At 32.8% G+C, this 21,409-nt stretch carries 28 protein-coding genes; 23 read left to right on the top strand and 5 right to left on the bottom strand.

The features are described 5' to 3' along the window. Positions 1-193: 193 nt before the first annotated feature. Positions 194-1,771: an ankyrin repeat domain-containing protein gene (locus ABTV69_RS13460; protein WP_433829547.1), complete on the top strand. Its 1,578-nt coding sequence runs from the start codon at positions 194-196 to the stop codon at positions 1,769-1,771. A 36-nt stretch (positions 1,772-1,807) separates the two neighbouring features. Then, the gene (locus ABTV69_RS13455) at positions 1,808-2,164 is read left to right on the top strand and encodes a hypothetical protein (RefSeq protein ID WP_433829545.1); all 357 of its coding nucleotides are present in this window, start codon (positions 1,808-1,810) and stop codon (positions 2,162-2,164) included. Between the two features lie 41 nt (positions 2,165-2,205). Here ABTV69_RS13455 and ABTV69_RS13450 read toward each other — a convergent pair whose 3' ends face one another. Continuing rightward, positions 2,206-2,976, bottom strand: a complete 771-nt coding sequence (locus tag ABTV69_RS13450) for a hypothetical protein (RefSeq protein ID WP_433829543.1) — start codon at positions 2,974-2,976, stop codon at positions 2,206-2,208. A gap of 244 nt (positions 2,977-3,220) precedes the next feature. Between ABTV69_RS13450 and ABTV69_RS13445 the strand changes: the two genes are divergently transcribed. Continuing rightward, positions 3,221-3,727, top strand: a complete 507-nt coding sequence (locus ABTV69_RS13445) for a GNAT family N-acetyltransferase (protein ID WP_433829541.1) — start codon at positions 3,221-3,223, stop codon at positions 3,725-3,727. Between the two features lie 280 nt (positions 3,728-4,007). On the opposite strand, the gene ABTV69_RS13440 is transcribed toward ABTV69_RS13445, so the two are convergent. After that, a complete protein-coding gene (locus ABTV69_RS13440; RefSeq protein WP_433829539.1) occupies positions 4,008-4,586 on the bottom strand; it encodes a Crp/Fnr family transcriptional regulator in 579 nt (192 codons plus the stop codon). Between the two features lie 245 nt (positions 4,587-4,831). On the opposite strand from ABTV69_RS13440, the gene ABTV69_RS13435 reads away from it, so the two are divergent. Further along, positions 4,832-5,950, top strand: coding sequence for a pectate lyase family protein (locus tag ABTV69_RS13435; RefSeq protein WP_433829537.1), 1,119 nt, complete (start codon positions 4,832-4,834; stop codon positions 5,948-5,950). A 244-nt stretch (positions 5,951-6,194) separates the two neighbouring features. Here ABTV69_RS13435 and ABTV69_RS13430 read toward each other — a convergent pair whose 3' ends face one another. The 3 genes from ABTV69_RS13430 to ABTV69_RS13420 form a co-directional block, all read right to left on the bottom strand. After that, entirely contained in the window at positions 6,195-6,578 is a 384-nt protein-coding gene (locus ABTV69_RS13430) for a DUF3037 domain-containing protein (RefSeq protein ID WP_433829535.1), read from the bottom strand. Further along, the gene (locus ABTV69_RS13425) at positions 6,568-7,347 is read right to left on the bottom strand and encodes a HipA family kinase (protein WP_433829533.1); all 780 of its coding nucleotides are present in this window, start codon (positions 7,345-7,347) and stop codon (positions 6,568-6,570) included. Before ABTV69_RS13425 ends, ABTV69_RS13430 begins: the two co-directional genes overlap by 11 nt. A 198-nt stretch (positions 7,348-7,545) precedes the next feature. After that, complete coding sequence (locus ABTV69_RS13420; protein WP_433829532.1) at positions 7,546-8,394, bottom strand: NAD(P)H-hydrate dehydratase; 849 nt, start codon at positions 8,392-8,394, stop codon at positions 7,546-7,548. Positions 8,395-8,705: 311 nt separating this feature from the next. Here ABTV69_RS13420 and gcvT point away from each other — a divergent pair, with 311 nt between their 5' ends. The 19 genes from gcvT to ABTV69_RS13325 all read left to right on the top strand — a co-directional run bounded on the left by gcvT (position 8,706) and on the right by ABTV69_RS13325 (position 21,400). Next, entirely contained in the window at positions 8,706-9,788 is a 1,083-nt protein-coding gene (gcvT, locus tag ABTV69_RS13415; RefSeq protein ID WP_433829530.1) for a glycine cleavage system aminomethyltransferase GcvT, read from the top strand. A 198-nt stretch (positions 9,789-9,986) separates the two neighbouring features. Then, on the top strand, positions 9,987-12,023 hold the full coding sequence (locus ABTV69_RS13410; protein ID WP_433829528.1) for a S41 family peptidase: 2,037 nt from the start codon (positions 9,987-9,989) through the stop codon (positions 12,021-12,023). A gap of 613 nt (positions 12,024-12,636) precedes the next feature. Further along, positions 12,637-13,350: a YebC/PmpR family DNA-binding transcriptional regulator gene (locus ABTV69_RS13405; RefSeq protein WP_026729302.1), complete on the top strand. Its 714-nt coding sequence runs from the start codon at positions 12,637-12,639 to the stop codon at positions 13,348-13,350. A 75-nt stretch (positions 13,351-13,425) separates the two neighbouring features. Further along, complete coding sequence (locus ABTV69_RS13400; RefSeq protein WP_433829526.1) at positions 13,426-13,821, top strand: hypothetical protein; 396 nt, start codon at positions 13,426-13,428, stop codon at positions 13,819-13,821. A gap of 299 nt (positions 13,822-14,120) precedes the next feature. After that, positions 14,121-14,630: a hypothetical protein gene (locus ABTV69_RS13395; RefSeq protein WP_433829524.1), complete on the top strand. Its 510-nt coding sequence runs from the start codon at positions 14,121-14,123 to the stop codon at positions 14,628-14,630. A gap of 28 nt (positions 14,631-14,658) precedes the next feature. Further along, the gene (locus ABTV69_RS13390; RefSeq protein ID WP_433829522.1) at positions 14,659-15,033 is read left to right on the top strand and encodes a hypothetical protein; all 375 of its coding nucleotides are present in this window, start codon (positions 14,659-14,661) and stop codon (positions 15,031-15,033) included. Between the two features lie 2 nt (positions 15,034-15,035). After that, complete coding sequence (locus ABTV69_RS13385; protein WP_433829521.1) at positions 15,036-15,290, top strand: SUKH-3 domain-containing protein; 255 nt, start codon at positions 15,036-15,038, stop codon at positions 15,288-15,290. Between the two features lie 69 nt (positions 15,291-15,359). After that, positions 15,360-15,617 carry a hypothetical protein gene (locus ABTV69_RS13380; protein WP_433829519.1) on the top strand — a complete coding sequence of 86 codons (258 nt, stop codon included), beginning with the start codon at positions 15,360-15,362 and terminating at the stop codon, positions 15,615-15,617. Between the two features lie 26 nt (positions 15,618-15,643). Continuing rightward, positions 15,644-16,339: a hypothetical protein gene (locus ABTV69_RS13375; RefSeq protein WP_433829517.1), complete on the top strand. Its 696-nt coding sequence runs from the start codon at positions 15,644-15,646 to the stop codon at positions 16,337-16,339. Next, positions 16,332-16,832: a hypothetical protein gene (locus ABTV69_RS13370; protein ID WP_433829516.1), complete on the top strand. Its 501-nt coding sequence runs from the start codon at positions 16,332-16,334 to the stop codon at positions 16,830-16,832. The genes ABTV69_RS13375 and ABTV69_RS13370 overlap by 8 nt, the downstream gene beginning before the upstream one ends. A gap of 14 nt (positions 16,833-16,846) precedes the next feature. Then, complete coding sequence (locus ABTV69_RS13365) at positions 16,847-17,344, top strand: hypothetical protein (RefSeq protein ID WP_433829514.1); 498 nt, start codon at positions 16,847-16,849, stop codon at positions 17,342-17,344. A gap of 82 nt (positions 17,345-17,426) precedes the next feature. After that, positions 17,427-17,729: a hypothetical protein gene (locus tag ABTV69_RS13360; protein WP_433829513.1), complete on the top strand. Its 303-nt coding sequence runs from the start codon at positions 17,427-17,429 to the stop codon at positions 17,727-17,729. Between the two features lie 42 nt (positions 17,730-17,771). Further along, positions 17,772-18,506 (top strand): hypothetical protein, encoded by a 735-nt coding sequence (locus tag ABTV69_RS13355; protein ID WP_433829511.1) that lies wholly within the window; start codon positions 17,772-17,774, stop codon positions 18,504-18,506. A 99-nt stretch (positions 18,507-18,605) separates the two neighbouring features. Continuing rightward, positions 18,606-18,806 carry a hypothetical protein gene (locus tag ABTV69_RS13350; RefSeq protein WP_433829509.1) on the top strand — a complete coding sequence of 67 codons (201 nt, stop codon included), beginning with the start codon at positions 18,606-18,608 and terminating at the stop codon, positions 18,804-18,806. 119 nt (positions 18,807-18,925) lie between these two features. Beyond that, complete coding sequence (locus ABTV69_RS13345; RefSeq protein WP_433829507.1) at positions 18,926-19,357, top strand: SMI1/KNR4 family protein; 432 nt, start codon at positions 18,926-18,928, stop codon at positions 19,355-19,357. Between the two features lie 53 nt (positions 19,358-19,410). Further along, entirely contained in the window at positions 19,411-19,956 is a 546-nt protein-coding gene (locus ABTV69_RS13340) for a hypothetical protein (RefSeq protein ID WP_433829505.1), read from the top strand. Positions 19,957-20,006: 50 nt separating this feature from the next. After that, positions 20,007-20,372: a hypothetical protein gene (locus ABTV69_RS13335; protein WP_433829503.1), complete on the top strand. Its 366-nt coding sequence runs from the start codon at positions 20,007-20,009 to the stop codon at positions 20,370-20,372. A gap of 12 nt (positions 20,373-20,384) precedes the next feature. Continuing rightward, positions 20,385-20,930 (top strand): hypothetical protein, encoded by a 546-nt coding sequence (locus tag ABTV69_RS13330; RefSeq protein ID WP_433829501.1) that lies wholly within the window; start codon positions 20,385-20,387, stop codon positions 20,928-20,930. A gap of 89 nt (positions 20,931-21,019) precedes the next feature. Next, on the top strand, positions 21,020-21,400 hold the full coding sequence (locus ABTV69_RS13325; protein ID WP_433829499.1) for a hypothetical protein: 381 nt from the start codon (positions 21,020-21,022) through the stop codon (positions 21,398-21,400). The last annotated feature ends 9 nt before the right edge of the window (positions 21,401-21,409 follow it).

The following is a 21,409-nucleotide window of genomic DNA, read 5'->3' as shown; positions in this document are numbered from 1 at the left end:
TTTATACAGTTCAAAACTGAAAAACACCTTAAAAAAAAGTATTGTATTTTGTGGTTTTATTTTTTTATAAAATTAGCTTTTTATAAGCATAAAACCTATGTTTGGCAGATTGTATAGAAGCTCTAATTCAAAATAAAAAATGCGTTTTTTATCCCGAATATTTAAACGAATTAAAGAAATCCCTAATGCTGAAATGAATATATATCAGACTGATCATACTCAAACACCTGAAATTTTTACGCTTATTAAAGAGCATAAGAACAATGAAGCTAAAAATCATTTAAACCGTAATCCACAAGAAATACATTTGAAAGGATGGATGGACGATACGCCTTTACATGCTGCTTCATCTAGCGGAAATATGGAAATGGTTGAATATCTTCTTAAAAATCATGCTAATGTAAATGCAGAAAGAAGTGGAATTTACGCCACTCCGCTATGTTGGGCAGATAATTATGATATTGCAAAATATCTTCTTGATCATGGAGCAACGATGAATGACAGGGAACTTTTTCTTGCAACAAGCCAAGATAAAGTTGATGTTGTTGATTTACTATTAACACGAGGCGCAAAAATAGACCATGAGGAACCTCAATATTTACAATGCAAATCAATTGAATGTGCTAAAGTTTATTTAAAGCATAAAATTGATTTAAACGGCTCTGATGAACACAACAGGAATTTACTGCATAAGCTTGCTTGGCTTGATCTGCCAATAGTATTTGATTTCGTTTATAACAACGGATGCGATTGGAAAAAAGACAATAGCAGCAGAACACCGTACTATTTGGCAAAACAAGGCAATTGTCAAAATATTTTAAATCATTTTCAAAAATATTATGCTGAAATAATTAGTAATAAAGTAACTTCTCTTTCTCCTGAAAATTATCAATACGAGAGAATATTTTTCTTTAAGCAAAATCCTTTTAAACCAGACTTTTTCGTAGCGTACACTAAAAATTCCAACTTAGTAAAATATGCAAAACAGGAGAATAAAATTACGGTTGATAAAATCATAAACATTGATATACCAACTATTAGAAATTTTACATTTGATAAAATCGGAAACATTATAGTTCCAACGGGAGATCATAAATTATTGATTATTCAAGAGGAGACTTTTAATTTAATAAAAACAATAACATTACCAGAAGATTTAATTTTAGATCAAATTACTTATCTGCCTTTAAGAAATTTATATGTTGGAAGTTCAAAAAATTGGGAAATCATTTTACTTTCAGAAGCTTTCGAATTAATAAACAGAACTCCAACTAAGGATGGTACTTTCCATCCAAAAATAAATGAGAATCAGGATTTAATTGCTTTTAATAGTTATGATCAAGAAACCTATTTTAATTTATATCATCTGAGAGAAGATTTAAGCATTCATTTTATCTATTGTTTCTTTAAAGCATGGGAGAATACTTCTAGCGGATTTGAATTCAATGGCAATGAATTTGCTGTTTCGTTTCCAAACGAACTGGAATATTATGAATATAAAGATGGCGTATTAAATAAAACATGGGAAATAGATATTTCGCAATACAAATCGCAACATGATTTGAGTTTTTTAACTTTTAAAACTGAAAATCTAATTCTTTTAGGTAAAGGGAAATCTATATTGTTTGTTGATACACAAGAGAAAAAAATATTTCAGGAAATTAAACTAGACTTACAAAGCGAGATTAGACAATTATATATTGACGAAAGCAAGGATAATTTAGTTATCTATACTGATAACGAATTAAAATTAATTCCGTTATACGATTGAATAATACAGCAGTAAAACAAGGTCATCAAAACAAATATGAATAAAAAAATATTACTATCGATTGTATTTTTTATCGGGCTTATCTACGTTTATGACAATTTCTTTACCAAATCTATGATTACTGGAACTTATGTAAGTAATGGAAGCAGTATAGATGGACCAAACAAAAACGATACTTTAATACTTTTAGATAATTACACTTACGAAAGTCAAAGTTGGGGAAAAGGGAAATATACCTTACATAATTCAGGAAAAGGAACCACTATCAAAATTCAATACGATTATGAATTTGGTAAAGGTGGCTATCAAATGAGTATTGAAAGAAATTTTTATATCAAACCAAAATTAGTTTTCGATTTTGATCAAGATTATTATTTTGAAAAAATAAAATAGATACAACAGTCCCTCTAGTGACATTCAAAAAAAACAAATCTTTACTTTTTAGTCCCCAACAAATACAAAATCTTTGTGGGTCCAGACTTTACTTTCTTTATTTCCCAATTAAAATTTTCTTTATTGTTTAATTTAGCAACCAAAGCATTCATTTCGTCAACAGAATACGTTCGCAAAGACGAAACTACGCCATCCCAGAGAATCAGAATTGGTACAATCGGAATAAGATAAGTAAATATAATTCTGCCAATATGAAACGGTCTTATAAAAGGTGTAGTTAGTAAAACACTAATCGGCGAAAAAATCATCGCCATAATACTCTGAAGACTTCTCTCCTGCCCTTCAAAAATCGCAATAGAACTATTGGTGTCAATTGCATTTTGCAGAATCTGTTGCGCATCTTTCGGTTTAAAATGATGAAAAGATAAAAACTGAGTTCGAAGTCCTTTTAGGTTTTCGGGAACGTTTCTCGCATCGATTGAAGTTTTTACAAAATCGAAATTATCGGCTTCTTTTTGTGTATGTTCGAATGCGGGAATATTAGGAAAATAATCTGTTAGCAGAATTTTTAAATCGGGATTGTTTTTTCGCAATTCGGCGTTGAGCCAAATTAGTCCACCGCCTCCACCCGATGCGAGATCAATAATCTGATTGGTTTGGCTTTCTTTCAATCCTTTTTCAATTACAGGAACGATGCCTTTGTACATGGCAGTTTTATTCGACAGAAACTGAAGAAAATCAGTTATGTAATTTCTGATAAACTCTGGAAGCCATTGCTGATCTTCAAATTCGAATAAATGAATTCTTGCCATACTTTATTGATTTTCGGTTTTATACAAATTTCAATATTTTTATTCAAATATTTATTTACATAAATTAAAATTTCAATTGCCTCCAGCTTTAGCTGGAGGTTTTGTTTTTACAGCATACATTCGGCTTTAGCCAAAAAACACAAAAGATTAGGCTCAAGCCAATTTCTGATATAACTTTGTCATTACAGTTTACATCTAACATTTTACATCTGACATTTTACATTTCACATTTCACAATAAAAACATGATCACAAAAGCATTACTCGAAGATATTCCAGCATTAACCATTTTAATCAACTCCGCTTACAGAGGAGAATCGTCAAAAAAAGGCTGGACAACCGAAGCGCATCTACTAGAAGGAAAAAGAACCGACGAACAGGAAATGACGGAAATCTTTCTAGATCCAAAAAATACAATTCTGAAGTTTACAGAAAACAGCAAGATTATCGGTTCGGTTTTATTGGTAGAAAAAGAAGATCAATTGTATTTAGGAATGTTGACCGTTTCGCCAGAACTTCAGAACAGCGGCATCGGGAAAAAGCTTTTGGCTGCCGCCGAAAATCATGCTCAATCTCTTGGTTTGTCAAGTATTATTATGACCGTTATTTCGGTTCGAGAAGAATTGGTGGCTTGGTACAAACGTCATGGTTATGTTGATACGGGCAAGCGCGAGGCTTTTCCTGAGAGCGATATTCATACTACAGTTTCTGAAGTGCCTTTGGAGTTTATTTATTTGGAGAAAAGGCTTTGAGAGTTTAACCGCAAAAGAACGCTAAGAATTACGCAAGGTTCGCTAAGTTTTTTTTAAATCTCGCAATCCCGATAGTTATCGGGAGCAAAGACGCAAAGTTTTTTTGACAAAGTAACCATATAGTATGTCATTTCGACGAAGGAGAAATCACACTAGTTTATCGATAAAGATTGGCGTATTTCTTTATGGAGTCTCGAGTGCGATTTCTCCTTCGTCGAAATGACAAAAAGAGCCTATTAATCTAAGTGAAATAAACTTAGAATCTCAGAAACTTAGAATCTTACGATCTTAGCATCTCTTTTTTAATCTTCGATAAAAACTCGTGCGAAACGCCCAAATACGACGAGAGATTCTTGTTGTTTATCGAACTTACTTTTTGCGGATAACGTTCTTTAAAATCCAGATAACGCTGTTTAGAGGTTTTGTTGAGCACATCCAAAAGCCGTTGCTGAATGGCCACATTAGCACGCTCAATCATGAGAACGTGAAACTTAATGAGTTTCGGAATTACAGCAAACAAATAGGCTTTTTGCATTTTACTGATAACGACTATTTCGCTGTCTTCAATAGCCTTAATGTTGTACGTTGTTGGTTTTTGATGGTAGAAACTTTCAAGATCGCACATCCATTCGTTTTCAAACGAAAAGAAAATAACAGTTTCGGTTCCGTTTTCGTTTAAAATGTAGGTTTTAAAAGATCCCTTCAAAATAAATCCTTCGTAGCTGCTGTTTGAATTCTGAATTTGCAGGAACTGATTCTTTTTCAGCTTAATGAGTTCTGCCTTTGAGACAATAATGTCCCATTCTTCATCTGTGAGCGGAATTTTTCGCTCAATGTTGGTTCTTAGTAGGTTGTACATTCTGTGGTTTTTGTGGTTTTTTGTGAGGAATAAATTTGTTTTCTCCAATTCATTATTAATTAGGGGCTTATATAATGTAATCGATTACGTAAAAATACACATAAATTGCATTTTTGTAAATTTAGAAGTGTTAAAAAAACACATTTCGTAGATTTTTTTACAAAAGTTTGAACTTGTTCAACTTTTTTCCTACAAATAATATTGAGTTTTGCGTTGTTAAACTTTTTAAATAACCAAACTTAATTATGAACTTAAAATCAACACTTTCAATGTTCGCCGCAGCATTGATTTTCGGATTTACGGCATGTAATTCGGAAGAAATCGCTTCAAACACAGAAGCAAGTATTCAACCAACAAACGAAGCAGCAACTGAAGCAGCGGTAACCAATCCAACAGGAAAAGTTGGAAACTGCGCGGAGGTTCCTGGATGGGCTTCACAAAACGGAGGTACAACTGGCGGGGGTTCTTCTGCCGAAACCACAGTTACTACCTACGCACAGCTGAAAGCGGCAATCGAAAACACTGCTGTAAAAGTGGTTAAAGTATCCGGAACAATCACGATTACTGCAAGATTGTCGTTCCAAGATCAAACTGGAAAAACTATTTACGGTGCTAGTGGTGCAAAATTGGTTTCAACGAATCAAACTAAAGACGGTTCTGGAATCATTAACATTAAAAGATGCAAAAACATCATTATTAGAAATCTTATTTTTGAAGGGCCAGGCGCTTATGATACTGATGGCTGGGATAATGCAATCTTAGATGACTGCCAAAATGTTTGGGTAGATCACTGCGAATTTAGAGATGGTGTTGACGGAAACTTCGACATCAAAAACAAATCAGATTATATTTCGGTTACGTATTCTAAATTCCATTATTTAAAACCGCCAAAAGCAGGTGGATCTGGTGGATCTGACGATCACAGATATTCTAACTTAATTGGTTCTAGCGATGGTGCAACTGCTGATCGCGGTAAGTTGAGAATCACTTTTGCTAGATGCTGGTGGGCTCCAGGCTGTAAAGAAAGAATGCCTAGAGTTCGTTTTGGACAAGTGCATATTTTAAACAGTTACTTCAATAGTACTGTAAGCAATAAATGCGTTGCTGCAGGTTTTGAAGCAAATATTCGCGTAGAAAGCAATGTTTTTGAAGGTGTGAAAAACCCAATCGATTTAATGACTGGTTATACAGCTGTTACTTCTACAAACAACATCTTTACAAATGTAACAGGAACTCAAGCTGGAAGCGGAACTGCTTTTACTCCTCCTTATACTATCGTAAAATTGGCTAATACTGCGGTTAAAGCTGATGTTTCTGCTAATGCAGGACCTACTTTAGGAGGAAATGTTTGTGGTTCTTTCTAGTTTTTGTCACTAAGACGCTAAATTTATTAATCTCGCAAAGACGCAGAGACGCAAAGTTTTTTATATTCTTTGCGTCTTCGCGACTTTGCGAGATTTTTTTCTGCCTAAGTTTTTTTGCTTACCAAGTAACCTCGTTTTTGCCATTTCGCCGAAAGGACAAATATTACTAAAAACAAAAAGACGCACTGCAGTGCGTCTCTACAAAAACCTTTGTTGCTTTGTAACTCTGTCCCTTTGAACCTTTTTAAAGAACTAATTCTTTAAACAAACGCTGAATCGTTTTCTCCAAATCTTCGCATAAACCCGGATGAGGTCTTGACGTTTGAATGGCTGAACTTCTAATGGCTGTTAACCATCTGAAACGTTCTGGAATCTCAAATTCAGCGATCGGCCCGCCGTCTTTGGCACCTTTTGCTATTTTTTCTAATGAAGTTAAATTGCATTCTAGCTGCTCGATATCAAAATCGGCAGAAAGGGCTTGTATTCTTTCTTTATTTAAATGAAAAAGAACCTTTATAAATTTGGCTTTTTTGCAAAACAAAATGATTCCAATATTCAGGAATTCTTCGCGCTCTACCCTTGGCACAACACGAATCACAGCATATTCGTATAAGTGATTATCTTGCATTTTGAGCCTGATTTACAAAAATTTCTGAATTGGCTAATCTTGTCTTTAAAAACTGCAAATACACGTTTCGCAGTCCTTCTGGCGTTTCGTCGGCATCTTCCCATTGCAACCAGTCTAGCGGAATTGTATTGACAATTTCTTCTAAAATTTCTGGTGTCAAAATCGCTTTAAATTCCGCATCCACTTCTTTCAAAAGTGAAGCTTGAGGCAATAAAACGTGATCTTTGATCAACGCAAACGGACTTTTGGCATGTTGTTCCCAATTGTTCCAAGAATGATGGAAATACAAACATGCTCCATGATCAATTAGCCATAATTCTTTATGCCAAATCAACATATTGGTATTTCTGAAAGTTCGGTCAACATTGGTAATATAGGCATCTAGCCAAACAATTTGCGAAGCTAATTTAGCATCCACAGTTGTTACAACAGGGTCAAAAGTGATAGCTCCAGATAAAAAGTGAAGCGCCAAGTTTAATCCTTGACTTCCTTGCAATAAATCTTGTATTTCTTCGTCGCCTTCGGTTCTTCCGAAAGCTTCGTCCAGGTTCGCAAATACTAGTTCTGGCAGTTGTAATTTTAAGGCTTTTGCGATTTGTCCGCCTACTAATTCGGCTATTAGGGCTTTTACACCATGTCCGGCACCTCTAAATTTTAAAACGTATTTAAAATCGTCGTCGGCTTCTGCTAAGGCTGGTAAGGAACCGCCTTCGCGTAGTGGGGTTATATAACGGGTAACGTTTACCGTTCTGAGATCGAAATTTTTCATAATACAAACTTACGAATTTTTCTAAACCTCAAAGGGCGCTAAGAATTACGCAAAGCACGCAATTTTTTTTTGAATCACGCAAAGGCGCAGAGTCGCAAAGAATATAAAAACTTTGCGACTCTGCGCCTTTGCGTGATAATTCCATACCGAAACAAAAATTCTTAGCGTACTTTGCGTAATTCTTAGCGTACCTTGCGGTTAAAATTCTAAACTCAAAAACGCCTTTCCTAAATACTTAATAATAGTAGAAGCCGTAAAAGATTCGTAACCGGTTTTGGGTAAAGCTAAATCTGCGGTTAAGCCATGCAGATAAACTCCCATTTTTGCAGCATATTTGGGTTCGTAGCCTTGAGCTAAAAGACTGGTGAGGATTCCGGTTAGGACGTCGCCGCTTCCTGCGGTTGCTAGTGCGGCGTTTCCGCTTGTGTTTTCGTAGACTGATGTGCGGTTTATAATGTATGTTGGAGCGCCTTTCATGACGACAATTACCTTGTATTTTTCTGAAAAAGCGATTGTTTTTTGGAATTTTTCAGCTTCTGAATTCCATTTTCCAATTAATCGTTCTAGTTCTTTTGGATGTGGTGTTAGAATGGTGTCTTCTGGAACTAATTCTAGCCATGATAAATTTTCTGAAATGATATTTAAAGCATCTGCATCTACAACTAAAGGTGCTTTGTTTACTCTTAAAAATTCGAATAAAGCTTTTTGTGTGCCTAGCTCCTTTCCTATTCCTGGACCGATTCCAACAGCTTGCGGCATTAATGGCAAATGTATATTGGTGATGAAATTGGTGTTTTCATCGGTTACAGTCATTACTTCTGGAATGGAGATTTGAAGGATTTGATAACCGCATTTGGGTATAAAAGTCGTTACAAGTCCGCAGCCTGATTTTAGGCAGGATTTTGAAGCCAAAACTCCTGCTCCTATTTTGCCGTAACTTCCTGCAATAATCACCGCATGACCTTGTGTTCCTTTGTGAGTTTGAGGATTTACGGGTTTGTATAATTTCTGAATTTCTTCTTTATTGATTAAATACGGTGATTTCATCTGAACGATTTTATACATTAAAATTACATAAAAAATTGAAATCCTGAATCTTCTTTTGAAAACGTTTCCTCTAGCGCAGATTGAAGTGGAAAGCCCAGAGTAAAAAAGCAAAAGTTTCTTGTTCTAAAAAAGCGATCAACGGAAGCTCTTTTTTAGAACATTAGAAACTTTGCTTTTTTTATGTCCCGATAGCCATCGGGATGCAACGAAAAGCTGGAATAGCTCCCAATTATTGCGAAATTTATAATTTGGGACATTCAAATTTGATATTTTTTGAATAGATTTGCAAAACAATTTTATATAACAACACAATGAAAAATACTGCGCTTACGCACATACATGAAGGTTTAGGAGCGAAAATGCTTCCTTTTGCGGGTTACAATATGCCTATTACTTATGAAGGGGTTAATGCTGAACACGAAACAGTTCGTAACGGCGTGGGAGTTTTTGATGTTTCGCACATGGGTGAATTTTTGTTGACAGGACCAAATGCTTTAGCTTTAATTCAAAAAGTGACTTCAAACGATGCTTCGACTTTGACAATTGGAAGAGCGCAATATTCTTGTCTTCCTAATAATGAAGGCGGAATTGTTGACGATTTGATTATTTATAAAATGAAAGAAGAAGAGTATTTGCTTGTTGTAAATGCTTCGAATATTGAAAAAGACTGGAACTGGATTACGTCTCACAATGATTTGGGAGTGGATATGAAGAATCTTTCTGACGAGTATTCTTTATTAGCGATTCAAGGGCCAAAAGCGGTTGAAGCTATGCAGTCTTTGACTTCTGTTGATTTATCTGCTATTACTTATTACCATTTTGAAGTGGGTGATTTTGCTGGTTTTAATGATGTAATTATTTCTGCAACTGGTTATACTGGTTCTGGCGGATTTGAAATCTACTGCAAAAATGCTGATGCTGAAGCAATTTGGAATAAAGTTTTTGAAGCTGGAGCTTCTTTCGGAATTCAGCCAATTGGTCTTGCAGCACGTGATACTTTACGTCTTGAAATGGGATTCTGCCTTTACGGAAACGATATTAACGATACAACTTCTCCGCTTGAAGCTGGTTTAGGATGGATCACGAAATTTACTAAAGATTTCACTAATTCTGAAGCGCTTAAAAAACAAAAAGAGGCTGGCGTTACTAGAAAACTGGTTGCTTTTGAAATGCAAGAACGTGCAGTGCCAAGACACGATTATGAGATCGTTGATGGTTCTGGAGCGGTAATCGGAATTGTAACTTCTGGTACTATGTCGCCTTCTATGAATAAAGGAATTGGTCTGGGATACGTTACAGTTGCAAACAGTGCGGTTGACAGTGATATTTTTATTCGAATTAGAAAAAATGATGTTCCTGCTAAAGTGGTGAAATTGCCATTCTACAAGAAATAATTTTTATTACCATAAATTGAAAAATGCGTTACATCGGTAACGCATTTTTTGTTTTTAGACAAACCTGTTTTTGGCGTTTTATTTTTCCGTTTGTTCGTTTAACGACTAAATACTTTTTGTTGTCGATATTTTGGAAAAAATACCGCCTTTTGTAAAAAAATTAGTGTAACTTTAATCATGAACCATGAATTTCCATTTATGAAAAAGATTTCACTACTACTTTTTTTGCTGACATCAACTATATTCTTTGGTCAGAACAGCGCAGAAACTTGTGAAATATTAAACAAAATAAATGCGCTTATTCAAGCAGAGCACTTAAGACCAAAACCTGTTGATGATAGTCTTTCTGTGTTTGTTTTTGACAACCTCATAAACGAACTAGACCCTTCTCGCAATATTTTCTTCAAGAGCGAGTACGAGGAAATGGCTAAAAAATATCGCTATAATCTAGACGATTTAATCTTAAAAAACGACTGCAGTTTTCTAACTGATATAAAAGCAACATATGTAAACGGTCTTATCCGAACCAAAAAAATCTTAGAAAAAATCCAAACTATCCCGATTGATTATAGTAAGAAAGATACAATACGGTTTTATAAAAAATCTTTTGCCTTTTATCTAAAAAAAGAGGACATGGAAAAGGTTTGGATAAAAAAACTGCGCTATCAGATCTTGGACGATATTGCTGAAATGAGCGAAAATCTAGATTCTCTAAAAACCAATTTTAAATCGATTGAACAGGCTTCTAAAAAGCAAATTCTCACCAATGAAATATGCCGTTTTAGCACATTAATAGAATCCAACACCAAACAAGAAGAAAAACTATACAATTTCTTCTGCACGTATTTTGATCCGCACACCGCTTATTTTAGCGATGACTCTAAAACAAGTTTTGTGGCTTCATTATCAAAAGAACATTTGTCACTTGGAATGACGGTTAATTTGAATGAAAAAAATGAAATTATTATTGATGAAGTAGACCCAAATGGACCAGCTTATCAAACGGGGCAAATAAAAAAAGGCGATCAGATTATTTCGATTTCCAATCAGAAAGAAACTCTTCAGGTTTCTTGTGCTTCTTTAGAATCTATTTCCTCTATGATTTTGTCTGAAAGCAATAAACATATCACCCTGACATTAAAACGTAATTCGGGCAAAAGTTTTGATGTTTATATTGAAAAACAAATGATGAAAGATGAAGAAAATTCGGTTTTCAGTTTCATAATTGGCAAAGACAGCAAAATTGGGTATGTAAAAATTCCGAGTTTTTATGCAGATCTTGATGGCAATAGCAGAAAAGGCTGTGCAGATGATGTGGCACGCGAAGTTATAAAACTGCAAAGAGACGATATAAAAGGGCTAGTGATTGATCTCATTGATAATGGAGGCGGTTCTATGGAAGAAGCGATAAAACTGGCAGGAATGTTTGTAGATTACGGTCCGCTTTCAATTGTAATTGACAGCAAAAAAGAGAAGTCTGTGATTAACGATCCGTTTAAAGGGGTTATTTACAGAGGCCCAATTGTGGTATTAGTAAATAGCAATACGGCTTCGGCGAGTGAATTTTTTGCTTCGATTATGCAAGATTACAATCGGGCGCTTTTGTTAGGCAGCAATACACTGGGAAAAGCGACCATGCAGACTATTCTTCCGCTTGACGAGGAAAAAAACACCGATTTCTTAAAAATTACAATCAATAAGTTTTATAGAATTACGGGTAAAAGCCATCAATATATTGGGGTAAAACCAGATGTTGCGCTTCCAGAATTTTACGAAGATATTTACCAAAAAGAAAGTGATTTTCCGACGGCAATGAAAAACGACAGCATTGAGCCTTTTTTAAAATACAAAACCTATGTGAAACGTAATTTGATCGATAAAATTGCTAAAAACAGTTCAGAACGATTGTCAGACAATTACTTTTTCAACAATATTAAAAAGATCAACCTTAAAATAGATCAGCTGGTTAATACTCCAAAATCGGAAACTCCGTTAACATTGGATGCGGTTTTCAAACAGAAAAAGACATTAGGAGCACTTTGGACAGAAATCAATACTTTCAATGACGAAAATAATCCGCTTGATGTTTACAACTCTAGCGTAAATCAGTTTCTTTTAGGAGCTTATCCGAATGATAAAACGATTAACCAATATCAAATGGATAATCTTAAGACAAATCCGTACCTCAACGAAGCTGTAAATATTATTAATGAATTTAATGGAGGTGGGAAATGATTTTAGATTTTAGATTTTAGATTTTAGATTTTAGATTTTAGATTTTAGATTTTAGATTTTAGATTTTAAAATCGCTTCGCTCTTTTTGGAATTTGGAATTTTAATATTGAGGTTTTCTCTGGAACTATTTTTAAAACATAGCCCATGGTTTCAACCATGGGTACACAAATATTGGAACACGATACATAACAAAGATTGAAACACTACACGAACCCATGGTTGATACCATGGGCTATGTTCTGAATAAATTGCGAAATAATTACGAAAAAAGATTTTAGATTCTAAAAATCGCTTCGCTCTTTTTGGAATTTGGTCCCGAAGCTTCGGGATAATATTGGAATTTTCCTCTAGGTACACAAAGATTGAAACACGATACGTACCATGGTTGAAACCATGGGCTATGTTCGGAATAAATTGCGAAATAATTATGTGATAAGATTTTAGCTTTTAAAATCGCTTCGCTCTTTTGGGGTTTGGTCCCGAAGCTTCGGGATAATATTGGAATTTTCCTTTACGAACTTTGCGGTTAAAGTTATCCTTAAAAAAACAATTGTTTTGTTTTTGTAAAAATTTGGAAAACCTTATTTTTGCATCACAAAACTAAAAATTAGAAATGGGAAGAGCGTTCGAATTTAGAAAAGGAAGAAAAATGAAACGTTGGTCAGCAATGGCCAAAACATTTACCAGAATTGGTAAAGATATCGTAATGGCTGTTAAAGAAGGCGGACCAAACCCAGATGCCAATTCTAGATTAAGAGCTGTTATACAAAACGCGAAAGCTGCCAACATGCCTAAAGACAATGTGGAGCGCGCGATTAAAAATGCAAGTAACAAAGACACTGCTAACTATAAAGAAATTTTGTTTGAAGGATACGCTCCTCACGGAATTGCAATCTTAATTGAAACGGCTTCTGACAACAATAACAGAACTGTAGCTAACATTCGCAGTTATTTCAACAAATGCAACGGAACAATGGGGACTCAAGGTTCTGTTGAGTTTATGTTTGATCACACTTGCAACTTTAGAATTGCAAATAATGGTCTTGATGCTGAAGAATTAGAATTAGAATTAATTGATTTTGGTGCTGAGGAAGTTTTTGAAGACGAGGACGGAATCTTAATCTACGCTCCTTTTGGAAGTTTTGGTGCTTTGCAGAAAGAATTAGAAAACAGAGGTCTTGAAATTTTATCTTCTGGTTTTGAGCGTATTCCGCAAATCACTAAAGAATTAACTGAAGCTCAAATCGCTGACGTTGAGAAACTAATCGAAAAAATCGAAGAAGATGATGACGTAATGAACGTGTATCATACAATGAAAGAAGAATAGTCTTTCTATAAAATATATTTTAAAAGCTCTGGTTTTCCCGAGCTTTTTTTTTACCCTAAACACAAATTCTTAAAAATGATGAATTCTTATTTTAGTAAATTTCAGAATGGAATATTTACTGTCCTCCAATTAGACGGTAAGCTATCTCTTTATTTTGGAGAAAACTCATGGTGGCTTCTAGACGATTGGGAAAATGATATTCTTAACAACAATTATTTACAAGAAATAGAGCATTTAAAAATTGAATTTGAAAGCATACATAATGCATATAAAACGGAAAATTCCGATTTAGAGAAAAACAATTATCTTCCGAGTTTGTATATTGATTTTGACAATAGAGAACTTTACAGCAACTTTTTTGATCAGGCTCTAGAAAATAGAATTATTAAAGGCTGGAAAGGTGTTTTTATAGAAAATCAAAGTCAGTTTTTAGATCTGATTCCTGAAAATTGCAGGTATTGGAAAATATAAAATTTTGAGTTTCTAAAACTTTTTCTGTTTTGGTTTATTTTAGTTTTAGTTTCAAATAAAAAATTATATTTGCCTCTATCAGAAATAAATTAATTTAAATCTTTTCATTTATGCAATCGTCAAAATTTATGAAATTCGCTGTTATAGCACTTGTCATCTTATTTATTGTGATCAGTGTTATTAGCTAAAAAAATACAAGTCTCCAGATATTAGGAGACTTTTTTGTTTTAGGGAACTTTCTCTTAATTCAAATAAAAATTTATATTTGTTTCTATAGCTAATGACAATCAAAACCCCAAATGAAACTAATAGAAAACTTTCACTGCATACAAACTGAAATTTCTGGCGGCGGATCAAAAACCATTTTTGAGGGAATAAGTTCGATCAAAACAGAATTGGTAAGGCCTTCAATAAAACTTTTAAATGTAGAATACTCTGAGGGAAAGACCTATAGAAAAAGATTAATAGCCAATCCATTTATACCCCATAATGAATCTTTTACAGCAGATGAATTGTCTTTTTTATCTAAAACATATGGATTTGAAATTGAAGAAGACTCTATTCATAAAGGATATTTTAATAGCGTTTTAAAAATCAATAAATTATACAAAGGCTCTGCTGAAATTACTCTGATGGAAATAGACGGAAAAGAGTATTTAAAAATTGAATTTTTTCGTTGGCAGTTTGAATATCAGCCTAGAGGAGCTGGAGAAGATATGCTGGACGAAGATGTTACGTATATTCTTGGTATTTGGGAGTCTCCATTATTAACAGATGAAATAGTAGCGAAAATAAAAAATGACAGATAATATATCTGACAAATAGCCATCATCAACTATGTCTAAAATTTCTATTATAAAAAAAATACAGTTAGGAACACATTCATTTCCTATTGAAAATCATGATTCTGAATTTAGCTTTAATTTTTATTGCGGAAATGGAGAGATAAAACATGAAGCAAGTATTTCATTAGAAAAATCAAATTTAGTAAGTTCATTAATTGAAATCGGCGCAATCTCAAATAGTGATTTAGCACAAAATGATGTCGATAAATTGCAAAATTTAGAAGATACAAATAGAGCGTTTACCTACAGATATCAAATCTATAATTCTAAAGAATGTAATAACGATTACCTTATCATTTTTGACATTACTGAATATAGAGATTATTACAGCGGTTTGATTTATGCAGTTTTACAAATAGAAAAGTAATTATGGATTTTAAGGACAAAAAAGAATTATTTAGAACTGCACTCATCAATGCTGGATGGTATGAAGGGAGAAGTATAAAGAGTGAAATTGAAAATACTCCTCTTTATAAAATGCTTCCACCAAAGGTTCAAGATTTTTATTGCGAGTTTGGCGGTCTGACACTTCATGCTGAAAACAAACTAGAAACGATGAAGATCCATAGCAAATTTTTTAACAATCCTAAAGCAATAGAATATTACGTGCCAAACACTTATTAGATAGGAGATGAAATTGATTTCAAAAATGATGATATTGATTATTATTATTCAACATTAATTGGCACTCAATTGTATGAAATAGCAGGATTAACCGAAAACAATACAGTTCTTATGGATGAAAATGGTAATTTTTATATCATAGATTTTATACCACAATTTATTTGGGTTTCAGATAATGCTTTTGAAGCTCTTGTAAAAATAGTAATGGGCTCTGGAGATATGTACATTTTAAATGAACACACCATGAAATGGATGCCTCCCGTTGGAAAAGAATTACCTCATCCTTTACCTATCAATCCATTGTTTGAAGATAATCCTTGGGGATAATTATTATTTAAATGAATTTAAAATCCATGATTCAACTAAAGAAAATAGAAAATTTAGAACCTCATAAAAATCTAAGCAAAAAAGTAGAATTTGTTTTCAAAGGTTGGAAAGAGCCTAACAGAGGGCAAGAAACTGCTTATTATGCTTTGTTGATTGATGGAATAGATAAAACCAAAGAATTGTTTTCAGAAAACGCAATTCAATGTGTTATCAATGAAAAAATGGAAACGGAACATCCTTCTGAAAATTTTGCATTTATTCCTAACAGCGATTTTCTTTTGCTGAATACTCTGGACTTTACTAAAACTAGCTTAAAAGTATATTTTAGAGAAAACGGAAATACATTTCAAGACAGTTTGGTCGGAAGTTTCTTTTATCCAGAAAATCATTTAGTAATCAATAGAAGAAGTTTGGTTTTGACCGATCTTCGAACTTTAGAAAACAAAAAAATAAAATTTGATGAAGATATCAGTATCGAATGGGCTTTTTTGATTAATCGGAATCAAATTCAAGTTATTCAGGCTTATTCCAATAGCTGTTTTATATATGATTTACAAGAGCAAAAGATTATCGAAAAAAGAAATATTGTCAACGAATCACTTTATCCTAATATCTTTAGATGGATTTACAGGGGACAAGAATATCAATCTAATCAATTGCAATTGGAACTGATTCAGAAAGAAGAGGATAAATTTATTAGCACTTATTTTAAAAATGATTGATCAATTAGAAAAAATAATATCACATTTCAATTCTAATCTAATTAAGAGAGAAATTAACACTCAAATAAGTCAAAAACTTACTGATGAAGAAATCGTAGTGCTCTCGCAAATTGGACTGCCAAATGGTGTTCTAGATTATGAGTTTACTAACGATCTTTATGCATTATCAAAATCAGAAATTATAATTGGAAAGACAATTTCTAATAACCATCTGATCTTAAACTTAAAGTCGAGAGAAATAAGAAGAGACGACCAACTTTTTATTTCGAAATCGCTTAAAAATTTGCTCTTGCAACTATATATTTATGATTCTTTATGGAAAATTGATATTCCGCAGCAAAAGTTTGGCAACTATCGAGAAGATAAAAACCATAAGAACTATGCAAAATTTTTAGAAACTGAATTGCTAAAGATAGACGAAAATCTTTTAAAAAGCGACAATGGATTATGGACATCATTAATAGAAGATATTGAATTTGGTATTGTTGGCTAAAAAAAAATAAAGTAATGGGAATATATGCGCATATAATTAAAGATTGGCAAAAACACGATCCTGAAAAGGTTTTCTTGGATGCGGCAAAAGTGTGTTTCACTATCAATGCGATGTTTAATTTTCGCAATGACAAGAGGTTTTTCCCTGACGGGAAGCTACGACATACTTCTGTTGGTATAAGTGATGACAAAGGTTCAATCTCAGAAGACAATGAAAATCAATTTGTATTTAATATTCAAGGGGTTAATGAAGAAGATATCGCGGTCGGATTAGATAAAGATCTTGACTTTCTAGTGCCTAATAAAAGATTATGCAGTCTTGCTTATATCGAAAAAGTGAGAGACGGCAACACAGAAATCATTTTCCGTTTTGCGTACGAATATTTAAAGTTAAATCCAGACGAGTATTTTTGGTTCGAATGGGATCATGCTTTCAGTTGGGATGATATGATGAAGCTGAAAAAACTTCCCTTCAATAAAAATTGGTGTTTTACCAATCCTAATAAACATTAAAGAAGTATGGAAGAGCGAAAACTTTGGCTACAGGCTGAAATACTGTACCCAAAAATTGGCATTCTAAAAACACAAAATCATAATGGCGCTAAACGATATTGAGTTTGAAAAATTTAAACTAACGCTAAAAAAAGCGAGTGAAGAGCTAGAAACTAAAGAACTAGAATATTATTCCGAATGGGTTTATTTTCTCCCAAGCCATAGCCTTAAAATGAATGATGTGTCTCTTACTCATGAATATGACATCCCGACCGGCTGGGACGGATTTGGAGTTGAAGATCTTAATAAATTTGAGAAAATGGAATTTCTTGTAAAAACTTTTGAATCAGATGAAGATCCGATTACTTTTGAAAAGACCATTAAATATCTAATCAGAAAATGCTAAACTCAAACACCAGTAAGATTCTTTTTTCTAAAACCAATAAAAATGCTCGAATACGAATTTTATAAAAACGAAATAGGAACACCACAATTTTCTATCAAAGGTGATTTCAAATATCTAAATGAATTAGGATCTTGCAGTTCTGAGTATCTAATCGAAATTTTAGACAATCTAGAAAATATACAATCTGGAGATTTAGAAAAATATGATTTTGGATATGAGGTCTATTCTATCGAATCTAAAAAAGAAATCTCTCAAATTATCGACACTTACAATAATTGGAAATGTATTGCTGAAGTTTCAACTGAAGAAATTTATGAATTACTGAAAAAATGGAAAAAGTATTTAGACAATTCTTCTAACACGATAACCGATACATCAAGTCCGAAAAATGATTTAGAAATTTTCAATTATGCTTTTTTCGATGGTTCAAAATTATATCAGGTAATCAATCAATATTTCGATTGGCTATCTTCCTCAGACTATGCTGTGTGGAGCAATTCGTATGTAGAATTAAACAGCAAACGAATTTATATTATAAAGGAAAATGTAAAGATTTTATCTACTTTCAAATTATATAACAAAAATGAACTCGAGTCATTATCTTCAAAATATAATTTACAGATGAGAGAAGAAAATGGAGTTTATTATGCTTGTACGGAAGCACACAACACAAGGCAATTTGAAATTTCTGAAAATGATGATCTGATTGTTATTTATTGCATTCTGGGTAGTTATGGACCTGAAAGTATTTTTATTTATGGTGTTTATGAAAAATAAAAATTACTATTTGAACTCGTTTTAAACTAAGTTCTAAATATCTTTAAAAACAACAATTCAATTATATTTGCAAGACCTCAAATAAATTTAAAACTAAAAATGCAAACATCAAAAATCACCCGAATTGCGGTAGTAGCACTAGTTCTTTTATTCTTACTATTAAGTGTTATTAGCTGTAGTACACATGTGCACAATAGTGGCCGTCCTAATTCTGGTAAAATACCACCAGGACAAGCAAAAAAAATGAATGGAGATAAAAGCGCTAAAGCTTACGCTCCAGGTCAGCAGAAAAAGAGATAAAAATGAGCCTTCTGAATTTCAGAAGGTTTTTTATTTTTATAGGAATATAATTTTAACTTAGCTTTCGCCAGATATCTATTTAAAAGAAAAAATAGTATCCAAAAATTAGTGATTAAAACATGAGAAAGTTAACATTAAGTGATCGGTTTTTGCCACACCAATATATTAGAATCGAAACTGAAATTGGGATCAAAATACCTCATAACATTAAAGATTTTATTTCAGAATATGCTGATTTGTCAGTAAAGGAAAATAAGTTTATAAATAAGGATGGGAAATTATTTGAGATTTCACAATTTATAACTTATAGTATGATGTACGATTTTATCAAAGAATTTAAGGAAGAAGACTTAGGAAAAAAACTGCCCTTTGCTATAGATAATGGAGGTTGGATATTTTGCATCTCATTTGATGAAAAATCGATGAATCAAGTTTTATTATATCAAATGGAAATGGAGTGGAAAACAAAAGAGGATGCTTTTGAATTTGTAGCCAATGGCTTTGAAGAATTTATAAATGGATTGCAAGAAGAAACTGCCAAAGATATCTAAAATAGTATCGATCTATAAAAGCATTAATATCTGTTGGAACAAAAAAGCAAAAAATGATAAAAGTTTTAGATAAAGATTGGGGAATTTTTGACACGAATTATAAAACTAGTAGAGAAAAATTATTTCTCATTTTTCCTTACAGAGCAAATTTTGAAGAATTGAAACAATTGCTATTTGAGTCTAAAACTGATTCTATATTTGACACTAGATTTACTGACATCTTGTGGCGATTTCCAATTTCTATGTCTGATTGTGAGTTTATGAAACTGCTGCAAATTTTTTTAGTAGAAAATTGGCATCATAATCATGAATCTATAATTCGAAAATTTCAAGATTGGTTTAATGAAGACAAGGATACTATAAAATATTTAATGCAGGCGTTTCATTCACCTCCTGAGTTTTATAAGTATGATGAAGCTTTGAAATATCCTTATATTAGAAAAATTATCTATGCCATTGGCGCACAACCAGAACCTTATAACTTTGAAGCGTTAGAAGCTATTTCACAATCAGAAGATGAAGAAATAAAAGCATTGGCGCTACATCAAATCGAAAAAAGAAAACGTCTTGGCAGATGGGAAGCAAATAGCAATGAATGATTTTTTCCTCCAAACTAAAAACAACAGACCAAAATCTAAAAGCACTTAAAATGAGCGAAATAACAGCTGAAAAAATCAAGAATTTTATTTTCGATAAAGACAATGGCTTTTTAATAAAGTATCATAATAAAGAAGGTATCGATCTTGTTCTGTTGGATGAATTATACGAGATTCTGGAAAGATTAAAAGAAGACTGGAAAAACAAAAAAGAAGTTCCAAAAGATATTTTATACTACCTGATGCTTATAGTACCCGGATTATATGACGATTTAGAATTGTACAGAGGTGACGAAGTACAACATTACACTTACGAAGAAATGATTTATTACTTAAGCACTGCAATAGAAATGTGTTTACACCCTACCCCCGATGATAATCCACATTTCAATACCCCTCTTAAAGAATTAGGAAATTAAAAAAATATACAGATGATAAAAGTATCTGAAAAAGATTGGGAAATTTTCCATAAAAATTTTAGAATTAGTAGAGAAGATTTACTTCCTATATTTCCTTACGAAGCAAATTTCGAAGAATTGAAACAGTTACTATTAGAGTCAAAAAGTGATGCTGTTTTCAATAATCGATTTGATGCTATATTGTGGAGATTTCCAATTTCTATGTCCGAAAATGAATTTATGAAACTGCTGTACATCTTTCTAATAGACAACGGACATCATAGTCATGAATCTATAGTTCGAAGCTTTCAAAACTGGTATAATGAAGATAAGGATACTATAAAATATTTAATGCAGGTATTCCATTCTCTTCCTGAGTTTTACAGACACGATGAATGTTTGAAATATCCTTTCATCAGAAAAATTATCTATGCCATTGGCGCACAGCCCGAGCCTTATAATTTTGAAGCATTAGAAGTCATTTCACAATCAGAAGATGAAGAAATAAAAGCATTGGCATTACATCAAATCGGAAAAAGAAAAAATCTTGGAAGGTGGGAAGCTGATAGTAAAAAATAATTTTTCTCTCAAACTGAAAAACTGTACAATGAAATCGATTAAGACTCAAATTTAAAATCTTTAAAAATAAATACCCCCTACAGAACAATATGAGAAAACTATTATGTTGCGTTATATTAGTTTTTGCCTTTGGCGCATTAATTTCAGAATTAATGCACAATTTCAGAGACCTCAAATTAATATATTACAATTTGGATCCATCAAAGTATTTTGAAAAAGATAAATTATACATTGACAAGATCGAGAACAATAATTCTTCCAATTCTAGCGGATCCAATTCTTGGTATTATGGTGTTTTAGAAAAACAAAAAACAAATGAAAACATATACTATTCTCGCACTTATCTAATGGAAAATACTTTACTTGATAAAAAGGGAAAATATTTAGAAGTGTGGTACTGCAAAAATGCAAAAAAACAATATTGCGCAATACAGACGTATTGCAACCTACAATATATGTCAAAGGCATAATTATTTACA

It is taken from the genome of Flavobacterium anhuiense, from assembly GCF_050990855.1.
In the GTDB taxonomy this organism is placed as follows: Bacteria; Bacteroidota; Bacteroidia; order Flavobacteriales; family Flavobacteriaceae; genus Flavobacterium; species Flavobacterium anhuiense_C.
The sequence above is the reverse complement of the archived record's forward strand: the minus strand, read 5'-3'. Positions and strand labels throughout refer to the sequence as shown.